General features: G+C 52.1%; 11 protein-coding genes. All 11 read left to right on the top strand.

The genetic code is table 11. The features are described from left to right. The 11 genes from xylA to infB all read left to right on the top strand — a co-directional run bounded on the left by xylA (position 1) and on the right by infB (position 15645). The gene (gene xylA, locus ACWB12_RS11725) at positions 1-1305 is read left to right on the top strand and encodes a xylose isomerase (RefSeq protein ID WP_479530270.1); all 1305 of its coding nucleotides are present in this window, start codon (positions 1-3) and stop codon (positions 1303-1305) included. Between the two features lie 165 nt (positions 1306-1470). Beyond that, positions 1471-2802, top strand: coding sequence for a UDP-glucose dehydrogenase family protein (locus ACWB12_RS11720; RefSeq protein ID WP_479530269.1), 1332 nt, complete (start codon positions 1471-1473; stop codon positions 2800-2802). A 38-nt stretch (positions 2803-2840) separates the two neighbouring features. Further along, positions 2841-3854: a glycosyltransferase family 2 protein gene (locus ACWB12_RS11715; protein ID WP_479530268.1), complete on the top strand. Its 1014-nt coding sequence runs from the start codon at positions 2841-2843 to the stop codon at positions 3852-3854. Beyond that, the gene (locus tag ACWB12_RS11710) at positions 3847-6117 is read left to right on the top strand and encodes a glycosyltransferase family 2 protein (protein WP_479530267.1); all 2271 of its coding nucleotides are present in this window, start codon (positions 3847-3849) and stop codon (positions 6115-6117) included. Before ACWB12_RS11715 ends, ACWB12_RS11710 begins: the two co-directional genes overlap by 8 nt. 141 nt (positions 6118-6258) lie before the next feature. After that, positions 6259-7803, top strand: coding sequence for a class I SAM-dependent methyltransferase (locus ACWB12_RS11705; protein ID WP_479530266.1), 1545 nt, complete (start codon positions 6259-6261; stop codon positions 7801-7803). Next, the gene (locus ACWB12_RS11700) at positions 7796-9157 is read left to right on the top strand and encodes a hypothetical protein (RefSeq protein ID WP_479530265.1); all 1362 of its coding nucleotides are present in this window, start codon (positions 7796-7798) and stop codon (positions 9155-9157) included. Before ACWB12_RS11705 ends, ACWB12_RS11700 begins: the two co-directional genes overlap by 8 nt. 162 nt (positions 9158-9319) lie before the next feature. Next, a complete protein-coding gene (locus ACWB12_RS11695) occupies positions 9320-10117 on the top strand; it encodes a hypothetical protein (protein WP_479530264.1) in 798 nt (265 codons plus the stop codon). 159 nt (positions 10118-10276) lie between these two features. Next, positions 10277-10843, top strand: coding sequence for a ribosome maturation factor RimP (gene rimP, locus ACWB12_RS11690; protein WP_479530263.1), 567 nt, complete (start codon positions 10277-10279; stop codon positions 10841-10843). A gap of 11 nt (positions 10844-10854) precedes the next feature. After that, positions 10855-12480 carry a transcription termination factor NusA gene (gene nusA / locus ACWB12_RS11685; RefSeq protein WP_479530262.1) on the top strand — a complete coding sequence of 542 codons (1626 nt, stop codon included), beginning with the start codon at positions 10855-10857 and terminating at the stop codon, positions 12478-12480. A gap of 23 nt (positions 12481-12503) precedes the next feature. Then, on the top strand, positions 12504-13142 hold the full coding sequence (locus ACWB12_RS11680; RefSeq protein WP_479530261.1) for an RNA-binding protein: 639 nt from the start codon (positions 12504-12506) through the stop codon (positions 13140-13142). Continuing rightward, a complete protein-coding gene (gene infB, locus ACWB12_RS11675; protein ID WP_479530260.1) occupies positions 13135-15645 on the top strand; it encodes a translation initiation factor IF-2 in 2511 nt (836 codons plus the stop codon). The genes ACWB12_RS11680 and infB overlap by 8 nt, the downstream gene beginning before the upstream one ends. Positions 15646-16052 lie beyond the last annotated feature (407 nt).

Here is a 16052-nt window from a genome sequence, read left to right as displayed (position 1 = left end):
ATGACCGGATTTTTCGGTGACATCACCCAGATTAAATACGAGGGTCCGGACAGCACAAACCCGATGGCCTTTCACCACTATAACGCGGACGAAATCATCATGGGCAAACGGATGCAGGACCACCTGCGTTTTGCTGTGGCCTATTGGCATTCCTTCGCGTGGCCCGGCACCGATCCGTTCGGGGGTGAAACCTTTCAACGCCCTTGGTTTGGGGATGGTATGGAACTGGCCAAATTAAAGGCTGATGTCGCCTTTGAAATGTTCGATATCCTGAATGTGCCGTTCTTTTGTTTTCACGATGCCGATGTGCGGCCCGAAGGCGCAAATTTTGCCGAAAGCACCCGCAACCTTGCTGAAATGGTCGACTATTTTGCCAGCAAAATGGAAACTAGCAAAACACAGCTGCTCTGGGGCACTGCCAATCTGTTTTCCAACCGCCGCTTTATGGCGGGAGCGTCGACCAATCCTGATCCGGATGTGTTTGCCTATTCCGCCGCGACCGTAAAAACCTGCATAGATGCGACCCACAGGTTGGGCGGGCAAAACTATGTGCTGTGGGGTGGGCGCGAGGGGTACGAGACCTTGTTGAACACCAATCTGAAATCGGAACTGGACCATATGGGCCGGTTTTTGAACATGGTGGTTGAGTATAAGCACAAGATCGGATTCAAAGGTGCGATCCTGCTGGAACCCAAACCACAAGAGCCGTCAAAACACCAATATGACTATGACGCGGCCACCTGTTTTGGCTTTATCCAGAAATACGGGCTAGAAGGCGAAGTGCAGCTGAATCTGGAGCAAGGCCACGCCATCCTTGCTGGCCATTCCTTTGAACATGAAATCGCCACGGCCATTGCGCTGGGCGCTTTTGGGTCGATCGACATGAACCGCAATGATTACCAATCCGGCTGGGATACCGACCAGTTTCCCAACAACACACCCGAGGTCGCGCTGGCCTATTACCACATCCTGAAATCCGGCGGGTTTACCACTGGCGGCACCAATTTTGACGCTAAACTGCGGCGCCAATCACTGGATCCTGTTGACCTGATCGCGGCCCATATTGGCGGTATGGATATTTGCGCGCGCGGGCTAAAGGCAGCGGCAGCGATGCTAAAGGATGGCGGGTTGGAAGATGCGCTGACCGAGCGCTACGCAGGTTGGCAAACAGACAGCGCCAAAGATATGCTGAAAAACGCAACGCTTGATAGTATTACCGCCTGGGTTCTGGATCAGGACATAAATCCGCAACCGTGTTCCGGCCGACAGGAAATTCTAGAAAATTATGTGAACAGATTTGTATAATAGGCCTAAATAGGCTCGCAGTGGCGTAAATTTCGCTTGGGACATTAGAGTCCGATCAACCACATATGATATTAATCGTAACAGGATCAGGGCATTGCGTTGACAAAACAGGTACGCTGCGACATCCCATAGGAAAAAAATAACAGGCAAGTTTCGGAGAGTGTGATGCGTATTGCGATGATTGGCACAGGGTATGTCGGACTGGTGTCAGGTGTTTGTTTTTCCGATTTCGGTCATGATGTGATTTGTGTCGACAAAGACCCTGATAAAATTGCCATGCTGGAACGCGGCGAGGTCCCGATTTACGAGCCTGGTCTGGACGAGTTGATGGCCAAAAATGTCAAAGACGGGCGGCTTTCCTTTACTCAAGATCTAATAGCGGCGGTGACTGGTGCCGATGCGGTGTTCATTGCGGTTGGCACGCCAACCCGCCGTGGTGATGGCCATGCCGATCTGACATATGTCTATGCCGCAGCCGAGGAAATTGCGAATGCGATCACCGGTTACACTGTTGTTGTTACCAAATCGACCGTGCCATTGGGCACAAACCGGCAAGTGAAACAGGTAATCCGCAAGACCAACCCCAAGGCCGAATTCGATGTTGCATCCAATCCTGAATTCTTGCGCGAAGGTGCCGCTATTGACGATTTTATGCGCCCCGATCGTGTGGTCGTCGGCCTGCAATCTGATCGCGCCAAGGATGTGATGGACGATATCTATCGCCCGCTTTCGCTGCGTGATTTTCCGGTGATCTATACCGATCTGGAATCAGCCGAGATGATCAAATACGCCGCCAATGCATTTCTGGCGACCAAGATTACTTTCATCAATGAAATCGCCGCCCTGTGCGAACGCACTGGTGCCGATGTGAAACAAGTGGCCAAGGGTATGGGTATGGACGGGCGCATTGGTGATAAATTTCTGCATGCGGGGCCGGGGTATGGTGGTTCGTGTTTTCCAAAAGACACCAGCGCGCTGGCGCGGATGGGGCAAGAGCATGCCATGCCGATGCAGATCACAGAAACAGTGATCAAGGTGAACGACGAAATCAAGCGTCGGATGATCGATAAGGTGATGGACCTGTGTGATGGCACGGTGAACGGCAAAGTTATTGCCATTCTGGGGGTGACCTTCAAACCCAACACCGATGATATGCGCGACGCGCCAGCGTTAACGATTGTGCCGGCCTTGGTTGGTGGAGGGGCTAAAGTGCGCGTTGTTGATCCCCAGGGTCACCGCGAGGCCGCCGAACTGTTGCCCGGCGTGCATTGGCTTGATGATGCCTATAAGGCGGTGAACAATGCCGATGTGGTGGTTTTACTGACCGAATGGAATGAATTTCGCGCACTGGATTTGAAACGCATGGCCAAGAAAATGGCCAAGCCCCGTATGGCTGATTTGCGCAATATCTATAGTGCCAAAGATGCCAAACGCGCCGGTTTCGAAGTCTATGTTTCAATCGGACGAAAAGACATGATCAACAATCTTGATAACTAGAAAAAGGGCTGGTTTTGGATATCCTTGCGATAACATCCATGCGTAATGAGGGACCCCATTGTCTTGAATGGATTGCCCACCATTTGGCTGCAGGTGTCGGCCACTTTTTGATTTACACAAACGATTGTGATGATGGCACTGATCTGATGCTAGATGCGTTGGAAAATGCTGGATTAGTGACGCATATTCGCCAGTCACCCATAGGAAAACGCACTGTGCAATGGCAAGCACTAAAGCATGCTTCGGACCATCCACTGGTGGCCACTGCTGACTGGGTTCTGGTGACGGATTGTGACGAATTTATCAACCTGCGTGCGCCGCTGGGCACATTGCAAGATCTGATCGCAAAACTGCCCAAAGACACCGATGCGGTCGCCATGCCGTGGCGATTGTTTGGCCATTCTGGCCAGATTGAAATGCGTGATGAAATGACGATCCAGCGCTTTACATACGCCGCACCTGTCGACATCCAACTGCCATTGGCCCATTTCTTCAAATCCTTGTTTCGTCCGTCTGCATTCCGTCAAATCGGGGTGCATCGCCCCAAGCGCGCCAAGGACCGTTTGCCGTATTGGGTTGATGGTGGTGGCAACCGCTTGCCAGAGGGTTTCGCCAAAAAGGATGGCCGCATCAATATGTTTGGCATTCCGGTCCGCGCAGATCTGGTGCAGTTAAACCATTACTCACTGCGATCCGCTGAATCCTTTATGGTCAAACGTGCCCGCGGGTTGCCCAACCATATGGAACGTGAAATCGGGCTGGGTTATTGGGCCGAACGGAATTTCAATACGGTTGAGGATAACAGCATCCATCACATGGTTGCGGCGACACAGGTCAAGCTGGATGAGCTGAAGCAAGATAAAACAGTCTCTAATCTGCATACAAAAGCCTTTGAAATACATCAGGCTCGGTTTAACGAAACGATGACCAATCGGGATGATATTCAGCTTTTCTGGCACTTGTCACTAAACGCCAGTAGCCACCCACCGACACCTGCGCTGGCTAGAACCCAGATCAGCCGGATTATAAAGGCCCAGCAATCAGATGGCTAAAGCCGCACAAAAACCCGATGTATTCCTGCGCCGCACCCTGAATGTGCAGCAGAAGGATGACGTTACGTTGCTTGACGTCATCGCGCATCCTGATGGTGAAAACCGCACCATGCAGCTGTTCTTTGCCGCGGGCACCCCGCCGGACAAATTTCGTGCTGGCAAGGGGCTTGAGGTAATGGACATGCGCAGTATTGGTGATGCCCCGATGCTGAATTGTATCGCCAAAGGCAGCAATGGCCCTGTAACGATAAATATTGCTGGCACCACGCTAAAAATAAAATCCGCCCCCCCCGAAACGGACTTGTTTGCGGGGCTGAACGTTGGCTTTGTCATCCGCAATGGGGAATCGATTGAAACCACGCTGGATTGGCTGAACTATCACGTTACCCATCACGGGATGAACGCCGCGCTAATATTGGATCGCGCCAAACCGAACAGCGATAAATCCTACGGCAATCAACTGAAAAACAAAGCGGCCAAGATCAAGGGTTTGAAACGCCTTGTGCTGCTCGGCAGCAAAGCGCCGCTGGGCAAAGCTGATCTGCCCGCTGAATCGCACCCCTTTAATGTGCCGGGAGCACCGGGCAAGGACCGGATGGAAGTTCCGCCGGGGGACGCGTGGAATTCTCCGCTGGGTGAACTCCAGCTGTTTGAACTGGTTCGCGCACGGTTCCTTGACCATGCCCGCGCGGTGATGAACATCGAAATGTATGATCTGGTGGTGATCCGCAAAGGCAAAAACATCTTTGATCGTGCGGTTGCCGCCAGCCAAGGGTGCATTCAGATGGACGGGCACCAGATTTACCCGTGGCGGGTTCGCAATAATAAACCCACGAAATTTGGCGACCATATTTGCCGTCAGTTTGATGCCAAAGGCACACGCCGGCGTTGGTGTATTGCGCCAGCAACCGCCAAGGAAAATGTGGTTTGGCGGCTGATCCGCGTGGTTGGTGCTGTTCCCGCACCGGATGAGGCCGCACCATATTTGCGTTGTATGGCCCTGCGCCACCCGACCGATACTGTGTCCAAAATTGTGCCCAAAACCAGCCTGATCGAAGATGAAAATCTATTGGTGTTGTCAAAAAAGATATTCAACCACAAACCCGTGCGCACCCCCGAAGAAAACGCCGGTCAAAAATGCCGTGAAACCAACCGCACCGCTATTGTCACCACGATGAAAAACGAAGGTCCGTTTATTCTGGAATGGCTGGCTTATCATCGTGCCATCGGGGTTGAGGATTTTCTGGTTTACACTAATGATTGCACGGATGGCACCGACACCATGCTTCAGATGCTACAAGATAAGGGGTTTGTTCAGCATCGCGAAAACCCGTTCAAAACCAGCGGGTTAAAACCACAGCACGCGGCGCTGCAAGCGTCTGATGACGAGCCGATGATTAGAGGCGCCGATTGGTTAATCTGTATGGACGTTGACGAATTCATCAATATTAAATGCGGTGACGGGCGGTTGCCTGACCTCTATAATGCCATCGGTGATGCCAACATGATTTCGATAACCTGGCGGTTGTTTGGCAACAGCGATATTCACCACTTCAAAGACGGCCTGATCATCGAGGATTACGATCTTTGCGCCCATGAACTGATCCGCAAACCACATCAGGCGTGGGGCTTCAAAACCCTGTTTCACAACGTCGGTATTTTCAAAAAGATGGGCGTGCATCGGCCAAAGGGGCTAAAGCCGCAACTGTGGGAAGACATCAATTGGGTCAACGGGTCGGGCAAACCGATGCCCAGCAACATGTATCGCAATGGCTGGCGGTCGACCGCCACGACCTATGGCTATGATCTGGTGCAGTTGAACCATTATGCGGTGCGCTGCGCCGAGAGTTTTCTGGTAAAACGTGACCGTGGGCGGGTGAACCATGTCGACCGTGATCAGGGCATGGCCTATTGGTTCAGGATGAACAACAACGCAATGAAGGAAAATACAATTCAGCGGATGATCCCCGCTGTTCGTGCCGAGTTGGACGCGATGATGGCAGATCCGGAAATTGCCGCCGCGCACAATCATTCCGTCAAAATGCATAGTGATAAAATCAAGGCGCTGAAGGCAGGCGAAAACTATGCTGCGTTCTACAAAGAACTGACCAGCACACGCCTTGAGAAGCTATCCAAAATGCATGCCCATTTCGGGGCGAATATTTTCCTGCTTGGGCCCGAGGTGGTGCCCGATGAAATCGTAAATAAAAACCCCGATGAAGAATTCTTTTTCACGGTCGATAAAGGCGAAACGACTCATTAGTCACAGCGTGGTAACAGAGGGCAGCACATTGTTTCCCTTGCGTTGACAAAACTATCAATAAACGACATATTTTGCGCAATATGGGCACAATTATATCGCAACAACGAATAGGCCAAATGGCTGGCCACATTGAGGAATTTCATGACACTCCCGACAATAGGCACTCTCTGGATCGGTCCTGAACTTAGTTGGCTGGAACAACTGTGCCTGCAATCATTTCTGGATCACGGACATGAGGTGGTTCTTTACACCTATGGCAAGGTTAAAGGCGTGCCAAAGGGTGTGAAAATTGCCGATGCCGATGATGTGCTGCCCAGCAAGAAGATCATCCGCCACGCCCGCACCGGCAGCCCTGCCTATCATGCCGATGTGTTCCGGCTGCATATGCTGAAACAGACCGATTATATCTGGGCTGATACCGATGCGTTTTGTTGCCAGCCTTGGGACATCAAAAAAGGCAAACATTTCCACGGCTGGATTTCCGATAAAACCCCACAGGTGAACAACGGTGTTTTGCGCTTGCCCAAAACCAGTAAAACGCTTGCGGCGATGATCAAATTCACCAGCGATGAATATCCAATTCCACCATGGCTATCAGAGGACAACAAAGCAGAACTGCAAGCCCTGAAAGACAAAGGCGAGGGGATGCATGTTTCCTTGATGCCGTGGGGTGTGTGGGGGCCGGATGCGCTGACATGGTTCCTGAAGGATACTGGTGAAATCAAGCATTCCCAAGACAAGCATGTGATCTATCCGGTGCCGTTTGCTATTGCCGGTGTCACGCTTAACCCCAACCGCCGCGACAAAGCCCGCGCAATGATCAAGGACGACACCCTTTCGATCCATTTCTGGGGTCGCCGGTTTAGAAATATTGCCGCCAAATATGGAGGCGTGCCGCCAGAAGGCTGCTATGTTGCCGAATTGTGCAAACGCCATAAAATAAACCCTGAAAGGACGGCCCATATGATGCAGAAAAAAAACATTGTTGCCCCGATTCGCGACGTGGATTTCTCGATGTTTGATGATGCCGATGTGGCCAACCTGATTTTGCAACGCTCCGAAGTTGGCGATGTCGGGCAGGAAATCCGCGACTGGCTGGATGGCAACGACAAACCATTACAGAAATACGCACAGGAAAATCGCGATGCCATTTTGAACGAAGCTCTGGAGGTTGCGCGCCGCGAATGTGAATTCTTTGTTGAATCCACTGATGATAATAAACCAAAGAAAATTGCTGATATCGGCTGCGGTTACGCCTTTGCCGATTTGTTTCTATATAATCGCTATAAATCCAACATTACCCTGATCGACATCGAGGAAAGCAAAGACCGCCATTTTGGATTTGCTGATTCCGGTTCGGGTTATGCCAGCCTTGATAAAGCGCAGAAATTTCTGACCAAAAACGGTGTGCCCAAAAAGAAAATTACCTTGATCAACCCGAATAAGAAAAAAGTATCAGGCATTGGCAATTTTGATTTGGCTATCAGCCTTGCGTCCTGTGGTTTTCACTATCCGGTCGCAACTTATGATGCGTTCTTTGGCAAACAGGTTTCCAAGGGCGGGGCCGTCGTTCTGGACATTCGCAAAGGGTCGGGCGGGATTGCCGATATGAAATCCTTCGGTGCTGTCGAGGTGCTGGCCAAGCATCAGAAATATTCCACCGTTTTGGCCCGCGTTGATGGTTGATACCAAGACTATTTTGCAAGCGCTCGATCTGGACGAGGTGCCGCGTATTGCCGATATCAACGGTGGTGCGCCCGACCTTGCGATTGCGTTGCATAATCGGTTCGCCAGCAAGATTGACGTGATATGTCTGGACAGCGAAGCCAAGTATATCGAGCCAACCAAAGACATAAGGGGATATCTGAAAAAACTGCAAAAGGCCGGAGTTGAAAAATCTGCAATCAGGCTGGTGACCAAACAGCGGATGTTAAAATCCTATGATGTGATTGCTACAGTTGGCAATTTTGGGTCGCGTTATAAAATCAAGCACATCAAACCATTGCTGGATAAGGCGCTGCATCCGCTTTCGCGTGTGGTGATCGATATAAAAAAGGGCAGTGGCAGCTATCCGTTTCTGAATGATTATGGCGGATGTAATACCCTGTCCAAACCGACCCGCGATGACACCGGTATGGTGGTTATGTCGGTCGAGCCAAAATCAGAACCTGTTGGCGAATGGTCCGTCATTGCGAAAAAGCTGGCGGGTAAAAAGGGGTTCTTTACTGATTGCGGCGAACATTCGTTCCTTTATATCCCGCGCGGTGATACGCTGGTTGTGACCTTTGACAATCTTGATATTGCAATGACCAAACGCGATGATCGTCGCCCGTGGGGCTTTGCCTTTATTGAATCCGAAAACTGGTCAATGCTGGGCGTCATGGCAAACGGTTGGACGTGGTTTCGCGACGGGGCGGTGACTGACGAATTCAATCGCCTTCGTGACAGTGGATTTTTTGACCAATTCAAACGCGTGGTATTTTATGGCGCCTCTATGGGGGGCTATGGCGCTGCGGCCTATTCCGCCGCCGCCAAGGGTTCGACCGTTTTTGTGATCAGCCCGCAATCGACCCTGGATAAGGAAATCGTGCCGTGGGAAATGCGGTATAAAAAGGTCTGGTCGCGTGATTTTTCAGGCGAATATGGCGATGCCTCGATTTCCAGCCAATCATCGGAAAACGTGCACCTGATGTATGATCCCTATGTCGCGCCCGATGCTGGCCATGCAGCACGGTTTACCGGCAAAAACGTCACCCATTGGCGTTGCCCGCTGCTTGGCCACCGGTTGGGGTCTTCCTTGCAGCAAATGGGCATCCTTCAGGAAATTGCCCGCAAATCCATCCTTGGTGAACTTGATCAATTGACATTTTACAAACTCTTGCGCAAACGTCACACATTCCCGCGCTATCAACGGGAACTGGCCAATCTTGCACTGGATCGCAACCGCCCTGAATTGGCGCGCAGGGTTTGCCGTTTTGTGCTGGCACAACGCAAAGACAGGTTTTTCCAGAAAATGCTGGCCCGCATTGCCAATGACTAGCAACAGCTTGAGCCGCCTTTGATAATAGTGATACGTTGGCGCAGGCATGAAACAGACTAGGCAGCAGCAAGAATGCGCACGGATATAAACATCGTCTACCATTTGGGGGCACCCCATACCGATAATGAACTGGTAACATGGTCTTTGCGAAAAGATGCGGCTTTGCTGGCAGAAAATGGCGTCATGCTGCGACGGCCAAAAGAATATAGACCGCTGCTGGACGAAATGATTGCTGAACTAAAAGGCGAAGAACCATCAATCGTTGATCAGGAAAGCCTGCTTGGATCAATTATCAGAAATCAGGAAGTAGACCGACTGATTATGTCGAACAGCAGGTTTCTGGGTGTGCCGGCGTGGATGTTCTACGGCGGTATATTTTATAGAAATGCGGCCAGCAACACTGCAAGAATTCGCGATTTATTTCCTGACAACCCGTGTGAGTTTTTCCTTGGAATATCCAATCTGGCAAATTTTATTCCTGCTGTGTTTACGGCGCAAACCGAAAAGAATTATGAGCAGTTTATAGACAATATGGAACTGGCAAACGTTCGCTGGTCCGACGTTATATCCCGCATTCAAAAGGAAAACCCCGAATGTCCGATCACCGTTTGGTGCAATGAGGATACTCCTATAATATGGCCCACTATTCTGCGTGAAATCGCAGGATTAGACCCGCAAACCCGGCTTAACGGGGAGCTTGATGTTATTCGTGAAATCATGTCGCAGGACGGGATCGATCTGTTGGCCAAATATCTGGATGAACGCCCTGAGCTAAGTGAAATCCAACGCCGCAGGATCAGGGGAATTTTTCTGGAAAAATTCTACGTGGACGAGGCGGTAGAAGAAGAAATAGACCTGCCCGGCTGGACAGAAGATACGGTTGATGCACTGACAGAAATATATGACGATGACATCGAGCGAATAGAGCATTTGCCCGGCGTAAATTTCATATCGCTATAGGCTGGGCCTCGCGTGATTGATTCCCCCTTGCAGACTCACCCGCATTCCCCTATATCCCTCTTAACAGCGGCGCGCTGGCTTCCACCCCCAGCGCCCACCGGAATTTACAACGGGCCGCGCGCCCGTTTTTTTGTGTGTAAGCATTGCAACTGGAATAAAATGACTGACCTGATCGCCAAAGCAGCTATCGACCGAAAACTGGCCGAAATAATCCAACCCGTCATCGAGGGTCTGGGGTACGAGCTGGTGCGCGTGCGGATGCAGGGCGGCAAAACCAAAGCGTTGCAAATTATGGCCGAGCGTCCCGATGGTGGCATCGAGGTTGATGATTGTGCCAAGATTTCGACAGCGGTTTCTGCTATACTGGATGTTGAGGATCCGTTTGAAGACCCCTATGCGCTTGAGGTTTCCAGCCCCGGCATTGACCGCCCGCTGACCCGTTTCAAGGACTTTGATATGTGGAACGGCTACGAGGCCAAAATCGAGACTGATGAGTTGGTCGATGGTCGGCGCCGTTTTAAGGGTGTGCTGGCTGGCACCAATGACGACGAGGTTCTGATCACTATTGCCGAGGGCACAATCGGGCTGAAATTCGATTGGCTGTCTGACGCGAAACTTGTTTTGACGGATGAACTGATTGCCGAAATGTTGCGCCAACGCAAGACGAGCGGCGAGATAAACGAAGATGATTTTGACGATATTGAAACCACTGATACGGACACCTAAGAGGGCTGAAAATGGCTATTACCAGTGCAAACCAACTAGAACTGCTGCAAACCGCCGAGGCGGTCGCACGCGAGAAAATGATCGATCCCGAACTGGTGATCGAAGCGATGGAAGAGAGCCTCGCTCGTGCTGCGAAATCGCGTTACGGCATGGAAATGGACATTCGCGTGTTTATTGACCGCAAGACTGGCAAGGCCACGTTCAAACGGTTCCGCACTGTTGTGGCCGAGGAAGAGCTGGAGAACTACCAAGCCGAGTTCACCATCGACCAAGCTGGCGAATATTTGGATAACCCTTCCATTGGTGACACTTTTGAAGAAGAAGTGCCGCCAGTTGAAATGGGCCGTATCGCCGCGCAATCTGCCAAACAGGTGATCCTGCAAAAAGTACGCGAAGCCGAACGTGACCGTCAGTTCGAAGAGTTTCAGGATCGTGCCGGGACAATCATCAACGGTGTGGTCAAACGCGAGGAATACGGCAATGTTATTGTCGATGTGGGTCGTGGCGAAGCCATCCTGCGCCGCAACGAGAAAATCGGCCGCGAGAGCTATCGCCCGAATGATCGCATCCGTTGCTACATCAAGGAAGTGCGCCGCGAGGTTCGTGGCCCGCAGATTTTCCTATCGCGCACCGACCCGCAATTCATGGCTGAATTGTTCAAAATGGAAGTACCGGAAATCTATGACAACATCATCGAAATCAAGGCTGTTGCCCGTGATCCCGGCTCTCGTGCCAAGATTGCTGTGATCTCCTATGACGGCTCAATCGATCCTGTCGGTGCCTGCGTCGGGATGCGCGGCAGCCGTGTTCAGGCTGTTGTGAATGAACTTCAGGGTGAGAAAATCGACATCATCCCGTGGAACGAAGATGCGCCGACCTTCCTAGTGAATGCGTTGCAGCCCGCCGAAGTGACCAAGGTTGTTCTGGATGAAGAAGCCGAGCGCATCGAAGTTGTTGTGCCTGACGAGCAACTTTCATTGGCCATTGGTCGTCGCGGTCAGAACGTGCGCCTTGCCAGCCAGCTGACCGGTCTGGACATCGACATCCTGACCGAGGCTGAAGAATCAGAGCGTCGCCAGAAAGAATTCACTGAACGCACATCCCTGTTCATGGCCGCCCTTGATGTGGACGAATTCTTCGCGCAGCTACTGGTTGCCGAGGGCTTCACTTCGCTCGAAGAGGTGGCTTACGTCGAGGTTACAGAACTGCTGGTGATCGACGGTGTTGATGATGACACAGCCAGCGAGCTACAGGCGCGGGCACGTGACAATCTGGAAGCCGCCAACAAGCGGGCAATGGACCACGCCCGTGAATTGGGTGTCGAGGACAGTCTGGTTGCATTCGAGGGTCTGACACCCCAAATGCTGGAAGCGCTGGGCGAAGATGGAGTTAAAACACTGGAAGATTTCGCAACTTGTGCGGACTGGGAGTTGTCCGGTGGCTGGACCACAGTGAACGGCGAGCGCGTCAAGGATGACGGCGTGCTTGAAAAATTCGATGTGTCATTGGAAGAAGCGCAAAACATGGTGATGACCGCGCGTATCTCATTGGGCTGGGTTGATCCGGCTGATCTGGTGTCCGAGGAAGACACCGAAGCAGAAGAAGATGGCGAAGCAACACCGGAGACTGAGGTCTGATCTCAGGCCTCAGGATTTGTTGAATGACTCGCGGTGGTCAAAACAAAAATCGGGATGCGTCGGAACGGCGCTGTATCGTCACGGGTGATACACAGCCTAAATGCGGGCTGATCCGATTTGTTGTGGGACCAGATGACCAGATCGTGCCTGACCTGCTGGAAAAACTTCCCGGGCGGGGCATCTGGGTCTCTGCTGATCGCAGCACGCTTGAAACAGCCGTTAAAAAGGGGCTTTTTGCGCGGGGCGCGAAACAGGCCGTAACGGTGCCGGACGGGTTGATTGACGATGTGGAAACCGGCCTTGCGCGGCGTGTTGTTGACCTGATCTCGCTCACCCGCAAAGCGAGCCGCGCGGTGATGGGGTACGAAAAGGTCAAAAGTTGGCTGATGCAGGAACGGGCACGGGTTTTGATACAGGCGAGTGACGGTTCTATTCGTGGCAAAACCAAGTTACGAGCGCCCGACGGAGAAAACGCTTTTATCGGGGTTTTGACCGCTAGCGAATTGGGTTTGGCTTTTGGGCGGGAAAATGTGATACATGGCGCGCTTGCGGCTGGTGGACTCACAAAACGTGTTGTAGAGGAAGCAGCAAAGCTGAAAGGCTTGCGCAGAAATGCTGGTGGAAATGCCACCAAGAAGGGTTTGAGGACCACAGATGAGTGAAAATGACGGCAAAAAGACATTGGGTATCGGCGGCGGTGCCCGCCCCGGGAATGTAAAGCAAAGCTTTAGTCACGGGCGCACAAAGAATGTCGTGGTGGAAACCAAGCGCAAGCGTATTGTTGTGCCCAAACCGGGGATGGCCAAGCCATCTGTGGGCGGTAGCAACAAGGTTGTGAAAAGTGACCCGGCCAAACGTCCCGCAGGTATTTCTGATACTGAAATGGAACGTCGGCTGAAAGCGCTGAAGGTTGCCAAGGCCCGCGAAGTCGAGGATGCCGCAACCCGCAAAGCAGAAGACGATGCGCGTGCTGCCGAGCGTGAGCGCCGCAAGGCGGACGCCGAAGCGAAAGAGCGCGAAGAAAAAGAACGCGAAGAGCGTGTAAAAGCCAAAGCCGAAGACGATGAGCGCAAGCGCACCGAGGCAGCGGCAGCTGTAACGCGCGCCAAAGCTGCAGCGCAGCCCACCGTAGCGGATGCTGGCGTATCGAATGAAGCACCGCGTGGCGGTGGGGCTGGCAAGCCGTCATCGGCCCCTCGCAAGGCCGACCAAGAAGCCCGTGATCGCCAGAACCAGAACAAGGGCGGCAAAGGCCGCGATGATGGCCGCCGCTCTGGCAAATTGACGCTAAATCAGGCGCTGTCTGGTGACCGTGGGCGGCAACGTTCTATGGCTGCGATCAAACGCAAGCAGGAACGTGCACGCCTTAAGGCGATGGGTGGCCCTGTCGAGCATGAAAAAGTGATCCGCGATGTTCAGGTGCCCGAGGCGATTGTGGTTTCCGAACTGGCGAACCGCATGGCTGAACGTGTGGCTGATGTGGTCAAGGCGCTGATGAACATGGGCATGATGGTGACACAAAACCAATCCGTTGATGCCGATACTGCTGAACTGATTGTCGAAGAATTCGGCCACAAGATTGTGCGCGTGTCTGATGCAGATGTTGAGGATGTGATCCACGCGGTTGAAGACAAAGAAGAAGACCTGAAACCGCGTCCACCAGTCATTACTGTGATGGGCCACGTTGACCACGGTAAAACATCGCTGCTCGATGCAATCCGCAAGGCCAAAGTTGTTGCTGGTGAAGCTGGCGGCATTACGCAGCATATTGGTGCCTATCAGGTAACAACTGATGATGGCCAGCTTCTGACCTTCCTTGATACACCTGGCCACGCCGCGTTTACATCAATGCGGGCCCGTGGGGCGCAGGTGACCGACATCGTTATTCTGGTGGTCGCGGCGGATGACGCTGTGATGCCACAAACCATCGAGGCGATTGCCCACGCCAAAGCGGCGGGTGTGCCGATGATTGTTGCAATCAACAAAATTGACCGCCCCAACGCCAACCCTGACAAAGTGCGCACAGATTTGTTGCAACACGAAGTTATCGTTGAGAAAATGTCAGGCGATGTGCTGGATGTTGAAGTTTCGGCGATTAATGGCACGGGTCTTGATGTCTTGCTTGAAAATATCGGCCTTCAGGCTGAATTGCTTGATCTAAAAGCGAACCCTGATCGCGCCGCATCAGGTGCGGTGATCGAGGCGCAACTGGATGTGGGCCGTGGCCCTGTGGCGACGGTTCTGGTGCAAAACGGCACTTTGCGCCGTGGTGACATCTTTGTTGTCGGCGAGCAATACGGACGTGTTCGTGCGCTGATCAACGACAAGGGTGAGCGTATCGAAGAAGCTGGCCCATCTGTGCCGGTCGAGGTTCTGGGCCTGAATGGTACACCCGAAGCCGGTGATGTTCTGAACGTGGTAGACACCGAAGCACAAGCGCGCGAAATCGCTGAATTCCGCGCACATGCTGCCAAGGAAAAACGCGCCGCTGTCGGGGCTGCGACCACGCTGGAACAGCTGATGGAGAAAGCCAAAGACGACGAGAACGTGGCCGAAATGCCAATTCTGGTTAAGGCCGATGTTCAGGGTTCTGCCGAAGCTATCATTCAGGCGATGGCCAAGATCGGCAACGATGAGGTTCGTGTGCGGGTTCTGCATTCGGGCGTTGGCGCGATCACGGAATCCGATATTGGTCTGGCCGAAGCATCGGGCGCACCTGTATTCGGGTTTAACGTGCGGGCCAATGCGTCAGCACGGCAAACAGCCAACCAAAAAGGCATCGAAATTCGTTATTATTCGGTGATCTATGATCTGGTGGACGATGTGAAAGCGGCGGCGTCTGGCTTGCTAAGCGCCGAAATCCGCGAGAAATTCATCGGCTATGCCAAAATTCAGGAAGTGTTTAAAGTCACCGGTGTTGGCAAGGTGGCTGGTTGTATCGTGACCGAAGGTGTTGCCCGTCGGTCTGCCGGTGTTCGCCTGTTGCGGGATGACATCGTGATCCACGAGGGCACATTGAAAACCCTGAAACGGTTCAAGGACGAAGTGCCCGAGGTTCAGTCCGGTCAGGAATGCGGCATGGCGTTTGAAAAATACGATGATATTCGCGCTGACGATGTGATCGAGATTTTTGAACGTGAAGAAGTTGAACGCTCGCTAGAGTAATCCTTACGAACATTTGATATGAAAAAGGGAAGGCCAATGCCTTCCCTTTTTCTATTGGTATGAGTGATGTTTTCTTTAGGCAGTAACCCGTGAAACAGGGTCACCTTCATAGATTTTCGTACCAACGCGGACAGCAATTTTGCCATCAGATAGATTGCGAACGAAAATACCTTGAACGAAAACACAACTACCGAGCACGATTGTACGTAACATTATCCTAAACCTCCCCAGGTTGAAGCGGACTGTAGATGAACCTTAACAACAAAAAATAATTAATCACCAATTAGGGCCTGTTGACGTTTAGGGATTCCCATTCTGTTTAAGTTCTGATTCAATGTTGCAAACAAAAGGAGAGCAGCTTTGATACGAACGGTTTTAACAGATAATCAATGGACTTTGATTGCCCC

This window comes from Profundibacter sp. (assembly GCF_056498605.1).
The sequence above is the reverse complement of the archived record's forward strand: the minus strand, read 5'-3'. Positions and strand labels throughout refer to the sequence as shown.